At 66.6% G+C, this 18,437-nt stretch carries 13 protein-coding genes and 1 tRNA gene; 8 read left to right on the plus strand and 6 right to left on the minus strand.

What is annotated here, in order from left to right; all coding sequences use genetic code 11:
• Window positions 1–5: 5 nt before the first annotated feature.
• Entirely contained in the window at window positions 6–1,490 is a 1,485-nt protein-coding gene (gabD, locus tag FRZ44_RS18660; RefSeq protein ID WP_225308336.1) for an NADP-dependent succinate-semialdehyde dehydrogenase, read from the minus strand.
• Between the two features lie 319 nt (window positions 1,491–1,809).
• Here gabD and gabT point away from each other — a divergent pair, with 319 nt between their 5' ends.
• Complete coding sequence (gene gabT / locus FRZ44_RS18665) at window positions 1,810–3,093, plus strand: 4-aminobutyrate--2-oxoglutarate transaminase (protein ID WP_225308337.1); 1,284 nt, start codon at window positions 1,810–1,812, stop codon at window positions 3,091–3,093.
• 81 nt (window positions 3,094–3,174) lie between these two features.
• Here gabT and glmS read toward each other — a convergent pair whose 3' ends face one another.
• Window positions 3,175–4,995: a glutamine--fructose-6-phosphate transaminase (isomerizing) gene (gene glmS / locus FRZ44_RS18670; protein WP_151178599.1), complete on the minus strand. Its 1,821-nt coding sequence runs from the start codon at window positions 4,993–4,995 to the stop codon at window positions 3,175–3,177.
• Between the two features lie 55 nt (window positions 4,996–5,050).
• The gene (gene glmU / locus FRZ44_RS18675) at window positions 5,051–6,460 is read right to left on the minus strand and encodes a bifunctional UDP-N-acetylglucosamine diphosphorylase/glucosamine-1-phosphate N-acetyltransferase GlmU (RefSeq protein WP_151178600.1); all 1,410 of its coding nucleotides are present in this window, start codon (window positions 6,458–6,460) and stop codon (window positions 5,051–5,053) included.
• A gap of 221 nt (window positions 6,461–6,681) precedes the next feature.
• Between glmU and gph the strand changes: the two genes are divergently transcribed.
• A complete protein-coding gene (gene gph / locus FRZ44_RS18680; protein ID WP_151178601.1) occupies window positions 6,682–7,362 on the plus strand; it encodes a phosphoglycolate phosphatase in 681 nt (226 codons plus the stop codon).
• Between the two features lie 20 nt (window positions 7,363–7,382).
• On the opposite strand, the gene FRZ44_RS18685 is transcribed toward gph, so the two are convergent.
• Window positions 7,383–8,210, minus strand: a complete 828-nt coding sequence (locus FRZ44_RS18685; protein WP_191908180.1) for a DUF3108 domain-containing protein — start codon at window positions 8,208–8,210, stop codon at window positions 7,383–7,385.
• 256 nt (window positions 8,211–8,466) lie between these two features.
• On the opposite strand from FRZ44_RS18685, the gene FRZ44_RS18690 reads away from it, so the two are divergent.
• The 3 genes from FRZ44_RS18690 to FRZ44_RS18700 all read left to right on the plus strand — a co-directional run bounded on the left by FRZ44_RS18690 (window position 8,467) and on the right by FRZ44_RS18700 (window position 10,170).
• Window positions 8,467–8,541: transfer RNA gene (locus FRZ44_RS18690), tRNA-Val, on the plus strand.
• Between the two features lie 194 nt (window positions 8,542–8,735).
• Window positions 8,736–9,311, plus strand: a complete 576-nt coding sequence (locus FRZ44_RS18695; RefSeq protein ID WP_151178603.1) for a carboxymuconolactone decarboxylase family protein — start codon at window positions 8,736–8,738, stop codon at window positions 9,309–9,311.
• A gap of 301 nt (window positions 9,312–9,612) precedes the next feature.
• Window positions 9,613–10,170, plus strand: coding sequence for a ferritin-like domain-containing protein (locus tag FRZ44_RS18700; protein ID WP_151178604.1), 558 nt, complete (start codon window positions 9,613–9,615; stop codon window positions 10,168–10,170).
• 94 nt (window positions 10,171–10,264) lie between these two features.
• On the opposite strand, the gene FRZ44_RS18705 is transcribed toward FRZ44_RS18700, so the two are convergent.
• Both FRZ44_RS18705 and FRZ44_RS18710 read right to left on the minus strand, forming a co-directional pair.
• The gene (locus tag FRZ44_RS18705; protein ID WP_151178605.1) at window positions 10,265–13,066 is read right to left on the minus strand and encodes a nidogen-like domain-containing protein; all 2,802 of its coding nucleotides are present in this window, start codon (window positions 13,064–13,066) and stop codon (window positions 10,265–10,267) included.
• A 216-nt stretch (window positions 13,067–13,282) separates the two neighbouring features.
• The gene (locus tag FRZ44_RS18710; RefSeq protein WP_151178606.1) at window positions 13,283–13,978 is read right to left on the minus strand and encodes a thermonuclease family protein; all 696 of its coding nucleotides are present in this window, start codon (window positions 13,976–13,978) and stop codon (window positions 13,283–13,285) included.
• A 659-nt stretch (window positions 13,979–14,637) separates the two neighbouring features.
• On the opposite strand from FRZ44_RS18710, the gene cysQ reads away from it, so the two are divergent.
• The 3 genes from cysQ to FRZ44_RS18725 all read left to right on the plus strand — a co-directional run bounded on the left by cysQ (window position 14,638) and on the right by FRZ44_RS18725 (window position 18,332).
• A complete protein-coding gene (gene cysQ, locus FRZ44_RS18715) occupies window positions 14,638–15,453 on the plus strand; it encodes a 3'(2'),5'-bisphosphate nucleotidase CysQ (RefSeq protein ID WP_151178607.1) in 816 nt (271 codons plus the stop codon).
• On the plus strand, window positions 15,450–16,433 hold the full coding sequence (locus FRZ44_RS18720) for an L-threonylcarbamoyladenylate synthase (RefSeq protein WP_151178608.1): 984 nt from the start codon (window positions 15,450–15,452) through the stop codon (window positions 16,431–16,433). Before cysQ ends, FRZ44_RS18720 begins: the two co-directional genes overlap by 4 nt.
• Before the next feature lie 102 nt (window positions 16,434–16,535).
• Entirely contained in the window at window positions 16,536–18,332 is a 1,797-nt protein-coding gene (locus tag FRZ44_RS18725; RefSeq protein WP_151178609.1) for an acyl-CoA dehydrogenase, read from the plus strand.
• Window positions 18,333–18,437: the final 105 nt, after the last annotated feature.

Here is an 18,437-nt window from a genome sequence, read left to right on the forward strand (position 1 = left end):
GTCGATCAGACGCCGCCCATGCAGAGATATTTGATCACCAGGAAGTCATCCATGCCGTACTTCGAGCCTTCGCGGCCGAAGCCCGACTCCTTGACTCCGCCGAACGGGGCGACCTCGGTCGAGATGATGCCGGTGTTGATGCCGACGATCCCGCTTTCCAGGCCCTCGGCGACGCGCCAGACGCGGCCGATATCGCGGGCATAGAAATAGTTGGCGAGACCGAACTCGGTGTCGTTGGCGAGCTTGAGGGCTTCCTCGTCGGTCTTGAAGCGGAACAGCGGCGCCACGGGGCCGAAGGTCTCCTCGCGCGCCACCGCCATGTCGGTGGTGACGCCGGTGAGCACCGTCGGCTCGAAGAAGGAACCGCCCAGCGCGTGACGATGACCGCCGGCGATGATCTTGGCGCCCTTCTTCACGGCATCGGCGATATGCTCTTCGACCTTATCGACTGCCTTCATGTTGATCAGCGGACCCTGCTGGGTCTCGCCCTTGAGGCCGTCGCCGACCTTCATCTTCGCGACCGCGGCCGCGAGTTTCTTGGCGAAGGCGTCATAGACGCTATCCTGCACCAGGATGCGGTTGGCGCACACGCAGGTTTGTCCGGTGTTGCGGTATTTCGACATCATCGCGCCTTCGACCGCGGCATCGAGATCCGCGTCGTCGAACACGATGAAGGAGGCATTGCCGCCGAGCTCCATGGACATCTTCTTGACGGTGTCGGCGCCCTGCTTCAGCAGGATCTTGCCGACCTCGGTCGAGCCGGTGAAGGAGATCTTGCGCACGATCGGGTTCGAGGTGATCTCGGCGCCGATCTCGCGGGCCGAGCCGGAGATGATGTTGATGACGCCGGCCGGGAAGCCCGCGCGCTCGGCGAGATCGGCCAGCGCGAAGGCCGAATAGGGGGTCTCGGTCGCCGGCTTGATCACGACGGGGCAACCGGCCGCCAACGCCGGGGCGCATTTGCGGGTGATCATCGCGTTCGGGAAGTTCCAGGGCGTGATGGCGCCCACGACCCCGACCGGCTCCTTTATCACGACGATGCGCTTGTCCGGCTGATGGCCCGGGATGGTGTCGCCATAGACGCGCTTGGCTTCCTCGGCGAACCACTCGACGAAGGAGGCACCATAGGCGATCTCGCCCTTGGCCTCGGCCAACGGCTTGCCCTGCTCGGCGGTCAGGATGACGGCCAGGTCGTCCTGGTTTTCCATCATCAGGTTGAACCATTTGCGCAGGATGTTGGCCCGCTCCTTGGCGGTTTTCTTGCGCCAGGCCGGCCAGGAGGCGTTGGCCGCCTCGATCGCGCGGCGGGTCTCGGCCGTTCCCATGAGCGGGATGGTGCCCAGCACCTCGCCCGTGGCCGGGTTGGTCACGTCGACGGTCTTGCCGGAATCGGCATTGGCCCATTTGCCGTTGATATAGCCCTGCTGACGGAAAAGCCGCGGGTCCTTCAGCGGCAGCTGAGAGGCAACCTTCATGGCGACCTGTTGCATGGTGGGTCCTCGAAACAAGGGGTTGGCGGGAGGTTGGCCGGAGTATAGCCGCCGGCTGCGCAGGCGCAATCCGGTCAATTCCCTGAACTATCGACCATCGCTGAAGTAGACATCTGGCCGCATCCACCCAAATGGGGAGGCGGGCCTCCACCCGCAAATCCCTTGACGCATGACAGGAATGCCGCCCGGGGGTGGCGGCAATGGCCGGATTCGTGCTATCGCCGGGGCCGGTTTTTCACGCCCACGCCATCCGGCAGGCCCTCCCTGCCGCTGTTCTGAACCATGACGATGGCCGGCGTTTCTCCAAGGAGACATGACCATGGCGACGAATCAGGAAATGTTGCAGCGCCGCGCCAATGCGGTTCCCCGGGGTGTGGGCACGGCAATGCCGTTCTATGCCGCCAAGGCCGAGAACGCCGAACTGTGGGATATCGAGGGCAACCGCTATATCGACTTCGCCGGCGGCATCGCCGTGCTGAACACCGGCCATCGTCACCCGAAGGTGATGAAGGCGGTCGAGCAGCAGATGGGCAAGTTCACCCACACGGCCTTCCAGGTCGTCGCCTATGACGGCTACATCACGCTGGCCGAGCGCCTGAACAAGGCGGCACCGGGCAATTTCGCCAAGAAGACGATTTTCTTCACCACCGGCGCCGAGGCGCTGGAGAACGCGGTCAAGATCTCGCGCCACTACACCAACCGCCCCGGCGTCATCACCTTCGCCGGCGCCTTCCATGGCCGCACCAGCCTGACCATGGCAATGACCGGCAAGGTCCAGCCCTACAAGGTCGGCGGGCCGTTCGTGCCCGAGGTCTATCACGTCCCCTTCCCCAACGCGCTCCACGGCGTCACCGTCGAGCAGGCGCTGGCGGCGCTCCAGACCCTGTTCAAGGCCGACATCGATCCGTCGCGCGTCGCCTGCATCGTGATCGAGCCGGTGCAGGGCGAAGGCGGCTTCAACATCGCGCCGAAGGACTTCGTCCAGGCGCTGCGCAAGATCTGCGACGAGCACAAGATCCTGCTGGTCTCGGACGAGGTCCAGGCCGGCATCGCGCGCACGGGTAAGATGTTCGCGATCGAGCATAGCGGCATCGCCCCCGACATCATCGCCTCGGCCAAGAGCCTGGCCGGCGGCTTCCCGCTCTCGGCCGTGATCGGCCGCGCCGAGGTGATGGATTCGGTGCCCCCGGGCGGCCTGGGCGGCACCTATGCCGGCAGCCCGCTGGGTGTTGCCGCCGGCAATGCCGTGCTCGAAGTGATCGAGGAGGAGAAGCTGCTGGAGCGGGCCGACAAGATGGGCAAGCTCATGACCGAGCGGCTCAACGCCATGGCGAAGAAGAACCGCTTCTCCTGCATCGGCGACGTGCGCGGCCTGGGCGCCATGATCGCGGTCGAGCTGGTCAAGGACCGCACCACCAACGAGCCCGACGCCGACCTGACCAAGAAGGTCGTGACCAAGGCCCAGGAGAACGGGCTGATCCTTCTCTCCTGCGGCGTCTACAGCAACGTGCTGCGCCTGTTGGTGCCGCTGACCGCCAGCGACGCGCTGGTCAATGAAGGCCTCGACATCATCGAGAAGTCGATCGATCAGAGCCTGAATTGATCTGATCGCTCGCCCCAGAACGACAAAGGCGGCGTTCCCTCGGGAGGGCCGCCTTTTTCTTTGCCTGAATGAAGAGCTTGGCTACTCGACCGTCACGCTCTTGGCGAGATTGCGCGGCTGATCGACGTCGGTGCCCTTGGCGACGGCGGCGTGATAGGCCAGGAGCTGCACCGGAATCGCGTACAGGATCGGCGCCACGAAGGGATCGACTTGGGGCAGCGCCACGGTGATGGCGGCCTTGCCGCCGAGCTTCTTGGCGCCCTTGTGGTCGGAAAGGAAGATCACCCGGCCGCCGCGCGCCATCACCTCCTGCAGGTTGGAGGCGGTCTTCTCGAACAGATCGTCCGACGGCGCCACCACCACGACCGGAACATTCTCGTCGATCAGCGCGATCGGCCCATGCTTCATCTCGCCCGCGGCATAGCCCTCGGCGTGGATGTAGGAAATCTCCTTGAGCTTGAGCGCGCCTTCGAGCGCGATTGGATAGCTGGTGCCGCGGCCGAGGAAGAGGACGTCGCGCGTCTCGGCGATGTCGTAGGCGATACGCCGGATGGATTCGTCGTGGTTCAGCACCTCGGCCGCGCGCGCCGGCACCTCGAGCAGCGCCTGGGACAGCTCGGTCTCGCGCTTATGATCGATGGCACCGCGCGCCCGGGCCGCCGAAATGGCAAGGCAGGCCAGCACCGTCAATTGCGTGGTGAAAGCCTTGGTCGAAGCCACGCCGATCTCGGGGCCGGCCAGCGTCGGCAGCACCAGATCCGATTCGCGCGCGATCGTGCTCTCCGGCACGTTCAGCACCGAAAGAATCTTCTGGCCCTGGCTTTTCGCGTAGCGCAGCGCCGCCAGCGTGTCGATGGTCTCGCCCGACTGCGAAATCACCATCGTGGCGCCGCCCTTGGGCAAGGGCGCCTCGCGATAGCGGAACTCGGAGGCGATGTCGAGCTCGACCGGCACGCGCGCGATCTGCTCGAACCAGTATTTCGCGACCATACCCGCGAGATAGGCGGTGCCGCAGGCGACGATGGTCAGTCGCGGCAGGGTCGCGAAGTCGAAAGGCAGCGCCGGCATCTCGATCGTGCGCGCCAGCGGATTGACGTAGCGCTGCAGGGTGTCGCCGATGACCGCCGGCTGCTCATAAATTTCCTTGAGCATGAAATGGCGGAAATTGCCCTTGCCGACGCGGGCCCCCGTCATGGCCGTCTGCTTGATCTCGCGCTCGACCTTGTTGGGGCCGTTGAAGATCTCGCCGCCCTTGGAGGTGACGATGACCCAGTCGTTCTCCTCGAGATAGCAGATGCGCGAGGTGAAGGGCGCCAGGGCCAGCGCGTCGGAGCCGATATACATCTCCCCGTCGCCATAGCCCACCGCCAGCGGGCTGCCGCGCCGCGCGCCGATCATGAGATCGGAACGGCCGGCGAAGATCACGCCCAGCGCGAACGCACCCTTCAGCCGTTCCATGGCGATCGCCATCGCCTGCTGCGGGGTCTTCTGCTGCTCCAGGAGATGGGTCAGGAGATGGGCGACCACCTCGGTGTCGGTCTCGGTCTCGAACTTGCGGCCGAGGCCCTCGAGCTCCTCGCGCAGCTCCTGGAAATTCTCGATGATGCCGTTATGGACCACCGCGACCCGATCGGTCGCATGCGGATGGGCATTGGTCTCGGAGGGGCGGCCATGCGTCGCCCAGCGCGTATGGCCGATGCCGATGGTCCCGGCGAGCGGATGGGAACCGACCAGGGCCTCGAGCCGCGCGATCTTGCCCTCGGCGCGGCGGCGCTCGATATGGCCGTTGACCAGCGTCGCCACCCCGGCGGAGTCGTAGCCGCGATATTCGAGCCGCTTCAGGCCCTCGATCAGCAGCGGGGCGACCGGCGCCTTGCCGATGATGCCGATGATGCCGCACATGTTCCGATCTCCTCGATCTGTCCGCCCCGCACCGGAGCGCGGGGCGGCGGCTCAATCACTTGCCTGACTTGCGTTTCGCCCCGGATCTGGCGCCGGCTTTCTTGGCCGGTTTCGCCTTGGTCGTTGTCTTCGTCTTCTTGCGCTTGGCGCGGAAGGTCTGGGCCCGGCCGGTCATATTCACCTGGCGGCCGCGCGCGATCGCCATCGCATCGGCCGGCACATTCTCGGTGATGACGCTGCCGGCGCCGACGATGGCCCCTGCCCCGATCGTCACCGGCGCCACCAGCGAGCTGTTCGAGCCGATGGAAACGTTCGGGCCGATCACGGTGCGCGACTTGCAGAAGCCGTCATAATTCACGGTAATGGTCCCCGCACCGATATTGGTGCCGCCGCCGATCTCCGCATCGCCGATATAGGTCAGATGGTTGGCCTTGGCGCCGGGCCCGAGCCGCGCGTTCTTCACCTCGACGAAATTGCCGATGTGGACATCGGGCCCGATCGCCGCCCCGGGGCGGAGCCGCGCGAAGGGACCGATGCGGGCACCGGCCGAGATGCGGGCGCCCTCGATATGGCAGAAGCCCTTGATCTCGACCTCGTTCTCGACCGTGACGCCCGGCCCGAAATAGACATGGGGCCCGATCACGACATCCTGGCCCAGCCGCGTGTCATGGCTGAAAAAGACGCTTCCCGGCTCGAGCAGCGTGACGCCGCCTTCCATCGCCGCGGCACGGGCGCGATCCTGATAGACCTGCTCGGCCGCCGCCAAGTCGGCGCGGCTGTTGATGCCCATCAGCTCCGCGACCGACGCCTCGACCACGGCGCAGTCCCAGCCGCGACCGCGGGCCAGCGCCACCAGGTCGGTCAAATAGTACTCGCCCTTGGCATTGTCGTTCCGCAGCTCCTTCAGGAGCGGCAGCATGCGCTCGGCATCGAGCGCCATGACGCCCGAATTGCACAGGCCGATGGCGCGCTGCTCGGGCGTCGCGTCGCGCGCCTCCACGATGGCGTCGAGCCCGCCGGACGCGCCCAGCACCAATCTTCCATAGCCACCCGGCTCGTCGGGCCGGAATCCCAGCACCACCACCGCCGGATCGTCCGTTCCCCGGCGGCGCTTCAGCATCGCCTCCAGCGTCGCGGTGGCGATGAAGGGCGTATCGCCATAGAGCACCAGGAGATCGCCCGAGACCGATTTGAGGGCGGCGCGTGCCGCCATGACCGCATGACCGGTGCCGAGCTGCTCGCGCTGGACGGCGATCTGCGCCGACACCGCCGCTTCCGCCACGTCTTCCATGCCCGGCGCCACCACCAGCACCACCGGATCGCAATGCAGGGGCTTCAGGGCCGCCATCACGTGGCCGATCATCGGCCGGTTGGCGATCTCGTGCATGACCTTGGGCTTGCGCGATTTCATGCGGGTGCCCTTGCCAGCGGCGAGGACGATGGCAGCGGTTCGAGACTTCGGCATGGGAGACGCTTCTGGGCTCCAATCGGGGCCGGGTCGGCCCATTTCTCGCCGGGAGGTCGCCTCCGCCCGGACGATAGGGTCTTGTCGGCCGAGGCGCGATCCGGCAAGAACGCCGAAACCAAGCACCCTCAACGCCGCTTGGGGCACCCTGCCACAGCCGCAAGGCCGCTCCAAGAGAGCATGCTTGCGCGCGCCCGTGGCGTTTTCATGGCGGATGGAATTTGTCCCAAAGACGCGACGCTCTGGCTTTCGACCTCGACGGCACGCTGATCGACAGCGCGCCCGATATCGCTATCGCGGTGAACCGGCTCCTGGCCGACCTCGGACGGCCCGAGCTCGACCTGCCGGACATCCGCCGCATGATCGGCGACGGCGCCGGCACGCTGGTGGAGCGGGCCTTGACCGCCGCCTCGGTGCCGCATCGCGCCGAGGAGCTCAACGGCTATCTCAAGCGGTTCCTGGCGCATTACGAGGCCGAGCCGGTGCGGCTGACGCGGGCCTATGCCGGCGTGCCGGAAACCCTGGCGGTCTTGCGGGCGGCCGGCTATCGCTGCACGGTCTGCACCAACAAGCCGCAGCGCGCGACCGACATGATCCTCGAGGCGCTGGGCCTGGCCTCCTATTTCGGCGCCATCCTCGGCGCCGACGCGGTCCAGAACCGCAAACCCCATCCCGATCACCTGGCGGCGGCGCTGACCGCCATCGGCGCCACGTCCGGCGAGGCGGTGATGATTGGCGACAGCGCCAATGACGTGGCCCCTGCCCGCGCCCTCTCGATGCCCTCGATCGTCATGGCCTATGGCTATGGCCGGGCGCCGCTGAGCGAACTCGGGGCCGATCTCATCCTCGAGGATTTCGCAGGCCTGCCCGACGCGTTGGATCAACTGGAAACGGCACGCTGATCCAAGTTGGTGCGGTCAGGTCAAGGCGTAGCGCTGGCAACGGTGGTGGCCTGGACCAGCTCCACTCGCATCAGTCCCATCTGGCTCTGCGCCAGAACCCGGACCGGTAGCAGCGGGACGTCCTTGACGGCCTGCCCCAGCCAGAGATCGGTCTTGCTCGGATAGAAGCTGGAGCTGACGGCGTTCGATTGGAAACCCGCGATCAGCTTTGCCGTCGCGGCGCAGTGCAGCGCCTGGCCCTGATAGGTCGAGAACAGAGTCTTCTCGATGACGTCGGGCCCGATCGAGACGAAATCCAGGTCGTAGCGGCGCGCGCCATCGAAGATCGGCAGGGATATGTCGCAGCCGCCGGTGCGCAGCACCGTATCGACGATCGCGACGGCGGCGCTCAGCGGATCCATCGTGCTGAGGCCCAGATTCTGCTCGCGCGCGACGCGGGCCTCGACGGTCGGCGGCTCGCTGTGGATGTCGACTTCGCCGTTCGGGTGATAGGCCAGCGCCATGGTCTCGTGGGTGCCCATGAGATCCATCTGGCTCTGGTAAGTCGACGGACGCACACTTCTGCTGGTGGCGCCGCCACGCGCCTGTCCTTGCCATTGGAACGCCACCATCTTGGCATAGACGGGCGAGAGCGTGACGCTGGCGGTGATGTCGTAGTCCTTGGCCGGCCGCGGGCCCGGCGCCATCTCGATCATGAGGTCGATCTGGCCGACCTGGAGCGTGCCCAAATAGCCGTAGTAGCTGAGCCGCACCAGCCGGCTCTCCTCGGCCTGGGCCTGCGGGATCAGACCCGACAGAACAAGGGCGAAGGCCAGGCCGGTCAGCATGGGCGTCAGGCGGCGAATCATCGGAAAGCCTCTCGAGCCGGGGGTCCCTTGAGATCGGCCTCCCAGGGATAACCGGCAAATGCGGAAAGATCGGGGCAGATTATAACCATAGTCGGCCCTGCGAAGGGGCTCGAGGCGGGCACAAGGCCTTTCGCTCGAAGGGTTTTTCGCCATCATCCCGGTCCGGTTGACAGGGGACGCCGGCTTGGCTTAAAGCTGCGCGCCTTCGCGAACCGGGGACGGCGTTGTCCCGCTTCGCATTTTCCGCATCCGGGACGGGCGCGTAGCTCAGCGGGAGAGCACTCCCTTCACACGGGAGGGGTCACAGGTTCAATCCCTGTCGCGCCCACCATTCCCTCCCTTGCGATCTCCCCGATACGTCCGGAGCCGGTCGGCTGGCCGCGGCATCGGCGCTGAACCCGGATTCATTTGCTTTCCCGGTCTTCGCGATGTGGCAAGGCCCGTTCCAGCGACAAGCGTCGGATCCAAGCCCCGACGCATCCCGAACGATAGACTCGCCGATCTGTTCCCCCAAGGGAGGCCGACATGCGCCTGAAGCTTCTCCCGCCATCCGCCCTCAGCCCCGACCAGCGGCCCCTCTATGACGATATGCGCCAGGGGATCGAAACCAATTTCAAAGGGTTCACGGCCATCGGCGAGGGGGGCGAACTGATCGGCCCCTGGAATCTCTGGCTGCATTTTCCGAAGTTCGGGAAGCCCGTCTGGGAGCTGGTGAAGGCGCTGTCGACCTCGCCGTCGCTGCCACGGCCGGTGCGCGAAGTCGCGATCCTCGTCACCGGCGCCAAGTTCAAATCCGCCTACGAGATCTATGCCCATGTGCTGGTGGCCGAGCTGCGCGGCATCGCGGACGAGAAGATCGCGACCATCATCGCCGGCCAGCGACCCGGCGATCTCACCCGCGAGGAAGCCGTCGCCTATGACATGGCCTCGGCCCTGGTCTCGGGCGGGGTCTTGCCGCAACTCACCTATCAACAGGCCGTGACTTTCTTCGGCGAGGGCGGAACGGCGGAGCTGATCAGCCTGGTCGGGCTCTACTGCATGGTCTCGGTCACGCTGAACGGCTACGACGTGCCGGTGCCCGAGGTCGAATCGCGCGGTTGATCCGCGCGACGCGCTGCGGAAACCGCGCGGGCTCCTGCCTGACGACGATAAGCGGTTGATAATCATGCAGGTCCTGGCGCCTCGGCGAGAGCGCGCCCTGCCCGGCCATATTCCTCCCCATCCTCCCGAATCGCTGCGGAACGCCGGCGCCACCGGCGTCGTTCATGAACTGTCCGGCTGGCACCACCTTGGCCAGCCGGGATCCCCGATCACGCCCGGTGACAGATCCGCTTGGACGAGCCAGCGCAATCTTTCACCCAAGTGCCGCCACCCGTCGCTGGCAGCGAAATGGAGCAGGAAAATGAACGACACCAAAACGCCGTTTCTGACCGATGTGAAGACGCTCCGCGAACGCGCCCGCCAGCATCTCGATCGCGGCGGCGTCACGCAGACCTACAAGGGCGACGTGAAGAAGACCGTGGAAATCCTGCAGAACGTCCTGGCGACGGAGATCGTCTGCGTCCTGCGCTACACCATGCACGCCGTCACAGCGACCGGCATTTCGAGCGAAGGCGTCAAAGCCGAGTTCGCCCAGCATGCCAAGGAGGAGAAGGAACACATGATGTCCGTCGCCGAGCGGATCAACCAGCTTGGCGGCAAGCCGAACTTCAACCCCGAGGGATTGCTGGGGCGTTCCGCTTCCCAGTATGTCGAAGGTGAGAATCTGGTCGACATGATCAAGGAGAATCTGATCGCGGAGCGGATCGCCGTCGACCACTACCGCGAGCTGATCCGTTACTTCGGTGACAACGATCCCGGCACGCGCGCCCTGCTGGAAGGGATCCTGATGGTCGAGGAAGAGCATGCCAACGACATGCACGACCTGCTGGTGGCCCATGAGGGCCGCCCCATGCTCTGAGGCGCGGCGCTCCGGCAGGACATAGCCTCACCTTCTTGCCGGCGTTGTCCGGCGAGACGGCCGCTCGAGGTCAAACGAAGGGTTGCGAAGCCGCTCAGACGGTCGCGGTATGCACGACCACGCCGCTTTCGACGGCGACGTCATGCCCGCCGGCATCCTGATAGACATTGTAGCTTACAGCCGCGCCGCCATAGGCCGCACCGAGATGCACCCCGGTGGCTACCGAGGTGAAGCTGGTGCTCGAGAGATCGACGGAATCCGCCGCGGTACCGCGAACGACCAGCTCGACCGCGTGGCCGGCGACCGTCTCGCCCGTATTGTTCCCAGTCGCGAGGTCCAGCACGTCGCTGGCATCGAGCGTCACGGCCTGGGCGCCCGCCGGCCGGAGATCCAACATCTCGATGCTCTGGAAATGCCCGGCGGGCAGCGTGGTGAAATCGACGGACTGGCCCAGCTCCAGCGCATCGATCCCATTGCCGCCATCATAGACGTTGTCCGAATTGTTGAAGACCAGCGTGTCGCTTCCGTTCTCGCCCAGGAGCGTGTCGACGCCGGCGCCCTCGCTCGTATCGTGACCGCCGCCATCGAGCCGGTCATTGCCATCGCCGCCAAGAAGCTGGTCGGCCCCGCCGCCGCCATTGAGCGTGTCGTTGTCGGCGCCGCCCAGCAGCGAATCGTTGCCACCGCCGCCGAGGATGGAATCGTTGCCATTGCCGCCGTCGATCGTGTCGTCGCCGTCATTGCCGACGACCTGGCCGCCCACGACGTTGAAGACCCAGTTGCCGTCCGGATCGGTGCCGGGATTGCTCGTCGTCTCGAGCCCGAGCATCGCGTCCTGATTGCCCGATTGCGGGAGCTCGAAGAAATCCGAGCCGTCGCCGGAGTTCCAGCCCGCGCGCGCGACGGTGCCGCCCAGGCCGCCGGAGCCGCCGCTGGCGTCGCCCGTGGTCCAGTCGATGTTCTCATAGCGGAACTCGAAGGCGAAGTTGCCGTCGCCGGTGTTCTGGATAACGAGCTGGAACGCATCGAGCTTGTCGGTATGCCCTCCGAAATAGCCCACATCGTCCCAGGTGATGGTGATCCTGCCGTTCTCAGGGTCCAGGTCGTAATAAACCTCGTTGCTTCCGGTCGAGGTTCCGCCCGGCGTGGGCGTCAGATGATGAGCGGCGTCCGTGCCATCGCCGCGCGTGTCCACGTCCGCGAAGAACGGCGCGATCATGGGATTGTTGGTGGCCCCCGTCAGCGAGAAGGGGGTGAAGGTGCCCAGCGGCGCGGCGAAGGTGATGTTGCCGTTGTTGTTGATGTAGAACCCGTTATAGGTCGTGCCGAAGAAGTTCATCCCGGTGGGGAAGACCGAGGAGATGTCGATCAATCCCGTCGACCCGTCGTCGTTCGGGCTCAAGACTCCTTCGCCGAAACCGGCCGGCCCGCCCAGGCCGTTGATCAGCGCGTTGCCGCCGGTTCCGAGTTCCGGGACCGCTGCCGCCGCCAGGAGGTGCGGCGCTTCCTCCCCATTGCCGCCCGTGGTGTCGCCGCCGACGAGAATATCGTTGCCGTCGCCGCCGCTGATGCTGTCGTTGCCGTCGCCGCCATGGACCGTGTCGTCGCCGTTCCCGCCGTCGAGACGATCGGCGCCCGCCGAGCCCAGAATCGAATCGTTGCCGTTGTTGCCGGCGAGAGAATCGTCGCCCGGGCCGCCCACCAGGGTGTCGTTGCCGTCCTCTCCCAGCGCCGTGTCGTTGCCGGATCCGGCGTCGATCGAGTCGTTGCCGGGTCCGCCATCGATCGAGTCTGCACCGTTGCCCGCGACCACCGTGTCGTTGCCGCCTCCGGCCAGAATCGTGTCGTTGCTGTCCTCACCAAGGATGAGCTCGTTGTGGGGTCCGCCCACCAGCGTGTCGGGGCCGGGCGTGCCGGTGATGGTGTCGCTCTCGGCCCCGTGAAGCGTATGCTGCTCAGGATTGGGCGGCGGCACCGGCGGTTCGAGATTGGGGAGGAAGGTGCTTTCGAGCGGATGCAGCGGTCCGCCCGGCCCGGTTTCGCCCGCTCCGCCCAGGCCCGTCAGGCCGGGCAGCCCGAGCAGCGAATCGAACAGCTGCGACAGGAAGGCGGCGTTGATGCCGCCATTGTGGAACGGGCCGGCGCCACCGCCCGCAGCCGGAACGATCAGATTCTCGAGCTCGGTGTGCTTCTCATAGCTTTCGTTCTGCAGATCGAGCTCCGGATCCAACTGCAACAGCGGGCCGAAGAATTGCTGAATCTGCTCGAGTGTGAGCTTGAATGCCGTCTGTGGCGGCGTCTGCTGGTCATGCAGCACGGTGGCTTCGAACAATTCGTCGAGCTCGACCTGACCGGCGGCATTGAAGACGACGACATGCCCGACATGCCCTGCGATGTCGCGCAGCAGCGCCAGCAGGAGGCCATGCTCGGTCTCGGACAGCTGGCCGGCGACGGAGGTCCCGCGCACGCCGATCGAACCGGCCGGGGTGTTGACCGTCATGCCATCACCGGCGCTCCCGGCGATGGATCCGGTGACGAACACGAAGGCGCCGGCCACGGCCACGGTCATGGCGTTGTCCGATGCCGACGGATCGTAGATCAGCTTGTCGATGGTCATTTCGGCGTTGCCGCCGAGCACGAAATCGGTTCCGTCGACGAAGCGGATCTGAACCCCTCCCTCGGGGTCGGTCCGGATCGTGTCGTCGGCATAGACCTTATCGCCGACCGCCAGCGTGGCTTCGTTGCCGTCGGCATGCTTCACATGAATGGCGCCCTCGGCCGTCGCGATCTGGCCGATCGCCTGGCCCTGCAACTGCGCCAGTTGAACTCCCGGAGCGGCGATGCCCGGACTTTCCAATCCAGAACCCGTGTTGCCGCCAAGCGCTCCGTCTGCCATGCGCCACTCCCCCGGACGTCGCGAACCGACGTCAGCCTACGGCCGATTGCGAACCCCATTTCATATCTATTGTTAAGGTCATGCCGAATTCAGAAGGAGAATGAACGACCCGGATTCTCGCTTCGTGAATTCTCGTTCATGCGCCGGAGCCATGGGAAAGGCCGGGCGACAGGGCGGACTCGCGGCGTAGGAAAAAAATCTGGACCGAGGGGCCCGTCACTTTGCCGGCGCGCGCCGCCTTGTGGCCAGCAGCAGGATTCCGACCAGCAGGAACCCGGCCAGGGCCCCGAGCCCGGCCTGCCAGACCTGGAGAAAGTGACAAAGCCGCTGAAGGAAGGTCGGTGCCGGCGGCTTTTCGGCGGCGGGCGGCTTGACGAATTCGGCCCACAGCCCGTTGCCGGTGCGCCGCGCCTCGGCCTCGGCCTGGTCGTAGCGCTCGGCCAGCTGCGGATCCGCATCCTTGGCGCGTGTCGCATAGCGATCGACGGTACCCACCCCGGCTAGCAGCAGGGCTTCGCTCAAGTCGATGTCGCCCAACCGGCAGACGGCGAATTTATGGAGCTGCAGGTCGCGCGCAGCGACCACGCAATGGACCCGGCCGTCGCCGCCGAGCAGGCCGTCGAGTGCCAGGCGCGCCTTGATGCCGCCGGGCGCCGCCATGGCCGGAACCTGGATGCCGAACAGAATCAGGCGCTCTTCGCCCAATTGCAGCGTGCCGCCGTCGAGCACGATGGCGGAGCCCTCGAATTCCTGCGGCGGCGGCGGCGCCAGCGGCGCGGTCTGGACCGGCGTCGCGGGCATGGCCGGGGGGACGGGTGGGTTGTCGGCGCGCGCGGTGAGGCTCGCCGCGGTCATGAGCGCCGCCAGCGAAGCGGCCGCGGCGAAACTCTGCAGGGAAGGACGGATTTTCATGCGCCGGCAATGTGACCGGTGCCACCGGGCGGGGCAAGCGCCGAAGGAATCGTTACAGGCTCGATCCGGACCGACCGGCAAAGAAAGGGCCTCGCCCCGCCGGACCGATGGCCGGCGGTGGCTGTCATCGTCTTGTGGGGTAGGGCCGGACGAGCCGGAAGGAACCGAGGCCGGATCGCCCCGCGGGCGCGAAAAGCGCGATCCTTGAGCCACCGCCGCAGCCGCCGCCGACAGAGAGGGGACTCTGTCAGCGGGTTAGGCCACAGGGAGAGACGGAAGACGCCGCCTTGCATGGGCTTGCAGGGACCGCTCCTCGCGTCGGGATCGACCATAAAGGCCGGGCGCTGAACAAAGGATGAAGCGCGATCGTGGCATCGAAAGTTTTGCCGATGAAATCTCGCTTTTCTCGACTCCCGAGATCATGGATTTTGGGCGCGCACGCAATGTGAGAAATCAATGACAGAACACAAGCGATTGACTCGCCGTGGAATCCCTTATGCTAGACAAGAGCCGCCGCGCGCCTATCATCACGCGCCGATCGACCTGCGGGCACAGAAAATTTTCTCGGGCGCTCACTTCATGGAACAGACGATGTCATCGACGACCGCCTGGCTGCCGCTCACGACACCCCGACAGCCTGGAATGAAAGAGGACCGGCGATGAACGCGCAGGCGGGCGAGACCGCCGAGCTGCTCGAACGGCTGGCGGGCCTCGCCGAGCAGGCCGGCGACGAGATTCTGCGCCATTATCAGGGTCCGATCGCGGTGACGCGAAAGGCCGACGCCTCACCGGTCACGGCGGCGGACCAGGCGGCGGAAGCGATCATCCTCGAGACGCTGGCCCCGCTCCTGCCCGGTGTCCCGGTGATCGCCGAGGAAGCCAGCGCTGCGGGAAACACGCCGGCGATCGGCCCCAATAGGTCGCCCGACCGGCGCTTCTGGTTGGTCGATCCGCTCGACGGGACCAAGGAGTTCCTGAGCCGCAACGGGCAATTCACCGTCAATATCGCCCTGATCCAGGGCAGCCGGCCGATCCTGGGCGTGGTGCATCTGCCGGCGCTGGGGACGACCTATACCGGCAGCGCACCCGCCACGGGCGGCGCCGGCATCGCCATGCTGGCCCATCGCGGCGACCGGCCCCGGCCCATCGCCTGCCGCCAACAGCCCAAGGACGGGGCGATCGTGCTCGCCAGCCGCTCCCATGCCAACGAGGCGGCACTCCAGGCCTTTCTCTCGACCGAGCAGGTGGCGACGCTCGAAAATGCCGGCAGCTCGCTCAAATTCTGCCGCGTCGCCGAGGGCCTCGCCGACATCTATCCCCGGCTGGGCCGCACCATGGAGTGGGACACGGCCGCAGGCCAGGCGGTACTGACCGCGGCGGGCGGCTCGGTCCGGACCTTGGACGGCAAGGAACTCGGCTATGGCAAGCCGGGCTTCGAGAACCCGCATTTCGTGGCGCGCGGTCGGGACGCGTGAGCAAGCCGGCGTCACGGATTCTGCCGCCGACCGACGCCGCGATCGCCGAAGCCGCGGCCCTGCTCGGAGCGGGTGCGCTGGTCGCCCTGCCGACCGAGACGGTCTACGGCCTCGCCGGCGACGCCACCTCCGACCTCGCGGTCGCGGCCATCTTCGCCGCCAAGGAACGGCCGCAGTTCAATCCGCTGATCGCGCATTACCCATCCGCCGGCGAAGCCGCCCGCGATGTGACGTTCGACGAGAAGGCCAGCGAGCTGGCACGACGGTTCTGGCCGGGCCCGCTGACCTTGGTGCTGCCCCGCCGCGCGGACTGCCGTGTGAGCCTGCTCGCCAGCGCCGGCCTCGACAGCCAGGCGGTGCGCGTCCCGCGCCATGAGGTGGCGCAGCGCCTGCTCGCCAAATTCGGAAAACCCCTCGCCGCCCCCAGCGCCAACCGCTCCGGCCGTATCAGCCCCACCCAGCCCTCTCATGTCGCTGAGGAGCTGGGCGAGCGCGTCGCGCTGATCCTCGATGGCGGCCCCTGCAAGATCGGAATCGAATCCACCGTGGTGGCGCTTCTCGGCGGCGGACCGCTGCTGCTCCGCCCGGGCGCCGTCACCGAAGAAGAAATCGAAGCGGCGATCGGTCCGATCGCTCATGCCGGCGAGGGCGGACAGCCGCGGGGACCCGGCATGCTGGCCAGCCATTACGCGCCGGACCTGCCGTTGCGACTCGATGCCAGGGAGCTGCGTGAAGGCGAGGCCCTGCTGGGATTCGGACCGCTGACAATCGGAGAAGCGAAGCTGGCGATCAATCTCAGCCCCCGCGGCGATCTCGAGGAGGCGGCGGCGCAGCTCTTCGCGGCGCTGCGGCGCCTGGACCGGCAGGGGCGCAAGCAGGGGCTCACCGGCATCGCCGCCATGCCGATCCCCGAGCGCGGACTCGGGCGCGCGATCAACGATCGTCTGCGGCGCGCGGCAGCGCCCCGCTCGGGCCGCTGATTCCCGGCGTCGATCGTCGCGACTCGCCCGAAGAGCGCTGTTCGATGCCAAGGCGCGCGATTAAGCTTGGGTAACGCCCCGCCATCGGAAGGATCCCGAGTCATGACGGACTATGTCGCGCCCCTGGCCGAAATGCGTTTCGTGCTGGACGAGACGGTGGGCCTCGATGCCATCGCAAAGCTGCCGGGGTTCGAGGATGCGACGCCCGAACTGGTCGAGCAGGTCCTGACCGAGGCCGGCAAGTTCGCCGCCGGCATGCTGGCACCGCTCAATCGCATCGGCGACGAGGAGGGCAGCCGTCTCGAGAATGGCGCCGTCGTCACGCCAAAGGGATTCCGCGAGGGCTATCGGGCCTTCGTCGAAGGCGGCTGGAACAGCGTGCCGTTCGACGCCGAATGGGGCGGACAAGGCCTGCCCTGGTCGATCGCCACCGCGCTGCAGGAGATGTGGTCGTCGGCGAGCCTGGCATTCTCGCTCTGCTCCCTGCTGACGCAAGGTGCCGTCGAGGCGTTGCAGCGCCATGGCTCGCCGGAGCAGAAAGCCGCCTATCTGCCGAAGCTGATCTCGGGCGAATGGTCCGGGACGATGAATCTGACCGAGCCCCAGGCGGGATCGGATGTCGGCGCCTTGCGCACCCGCGCGGTCAAGGAAGGCGACCGCTATCGCATCACCGGGCAGAAGATCTTCATCACCTATGGCGAGCAGGATCTCAGCGAGAACATCGTCCATCTGGTGCTGGCGCGTACCCCCAACGCGCCGGCCGGCACCAAGGGCATCTCGCTCTTCATCGTGCCGAAGTTCCTGCCCAATCCGGACGGGAGCCTGGGTGCCCGCAACGATCTGCGATGTCTCTCGCTCGAGCATAAGCTCGGTATCAAGGCGAGCCCCACCTGCGTGATGGCCTATGGCGAGAGCGATGGCGGCGCCATCGGCTTCCTGGTCGGCGAGGAGCAGCGCGGCATGGAGTACATGTTCACGATGATGAACAATGCGCGGCTCAATGTCGGGGTCCAGGGGCTCGCGGTCGCCGAACGTGCGCTGCAACAGGCGCGCAGCTATGCGCGCGAGCGCGTGCAGAGCCGGCCGGTCGATGCAAAAGGCGGCGCGCCCGCCGCCATCATCCATCATCCCGACGTGCGCCGGATGCTGATGACCATGCGGGCCCTGGTAGAGGCGATGCGCGCCCTCATCTATCTGAATGCGGCGGCGCTCGATCGCGCCAAACGCGCCACGGACGAAGCGGCCCGCTCCCAGGCGCTGATGCGCGCCGAGCTGCTGACGCCGCTCTCCAAGGCCTGGAGCACCGATCGCGGCGTCGACGTCGCCTCGCTCAACATCCAGATCCATGGCGGCCTCGGCTTCATCGAGAGCACCGGTGCGGCCCAGCATCTGCGCGACGTGCGCATCACGCCGATCTATGAAGGCACCAACGGCATCCAGGCGATCGATCTCGTCGGAAGGAAGCTCGGTCGCGACCAGGGCGCGGCCATGACGGCGCTGATCGCCGAGATGCGCGCCGACCTGGCGAGCCTGAACGGCGATGGCGACAAGGACCTGGCGACATTGGCGAAGGCGCTGGCGCCCGCACTCGACGATCTCGCCAAAGCGACGCAATGGCTCGTGGAGCGGCTCAAGAGCGGCCTGCCCCAGGTTCTCGCGGGCGCCACGCCCTATCTCGATCTCGCCGGAACGACGGTGGGCGCCTGGCAGCTGGCGCGGCAGGCGCAAGCGGCGCGCCGCCGTCTGGCTGCGGGCGGCGAGGATGGCAACTATCTTTCGGCCAAGATCGCCACGGCGCTGTTCTTCGCGGCCCATATCCTGCCGCACAGCCAGGGGCTTGCCGCGGCCGTGACCGCGGGCGCCGACAGCACCCTTCGCCTCGCGCCCGATCAGATCTGATCGAATCCCGCCGATAGGATTCTCAGCCAACCCAACTGTTCTGCGCCGTAAATGGCGCGGAATTGGTTCAGGCGGTATGGTTCTGGCTTGCCAAGGGCCAGCCAT

The sequence above is a fragment of the Hypericibacter terrae genome (assembly GCF_008728855.1).
Taxonomy (GTDB): domain Bacteria; phylum Pseudomonadota; class Alphaproteobacteria; order Dongiales; family Dongiaceae; genus Hypericibacter; species Hypericibacter terrae.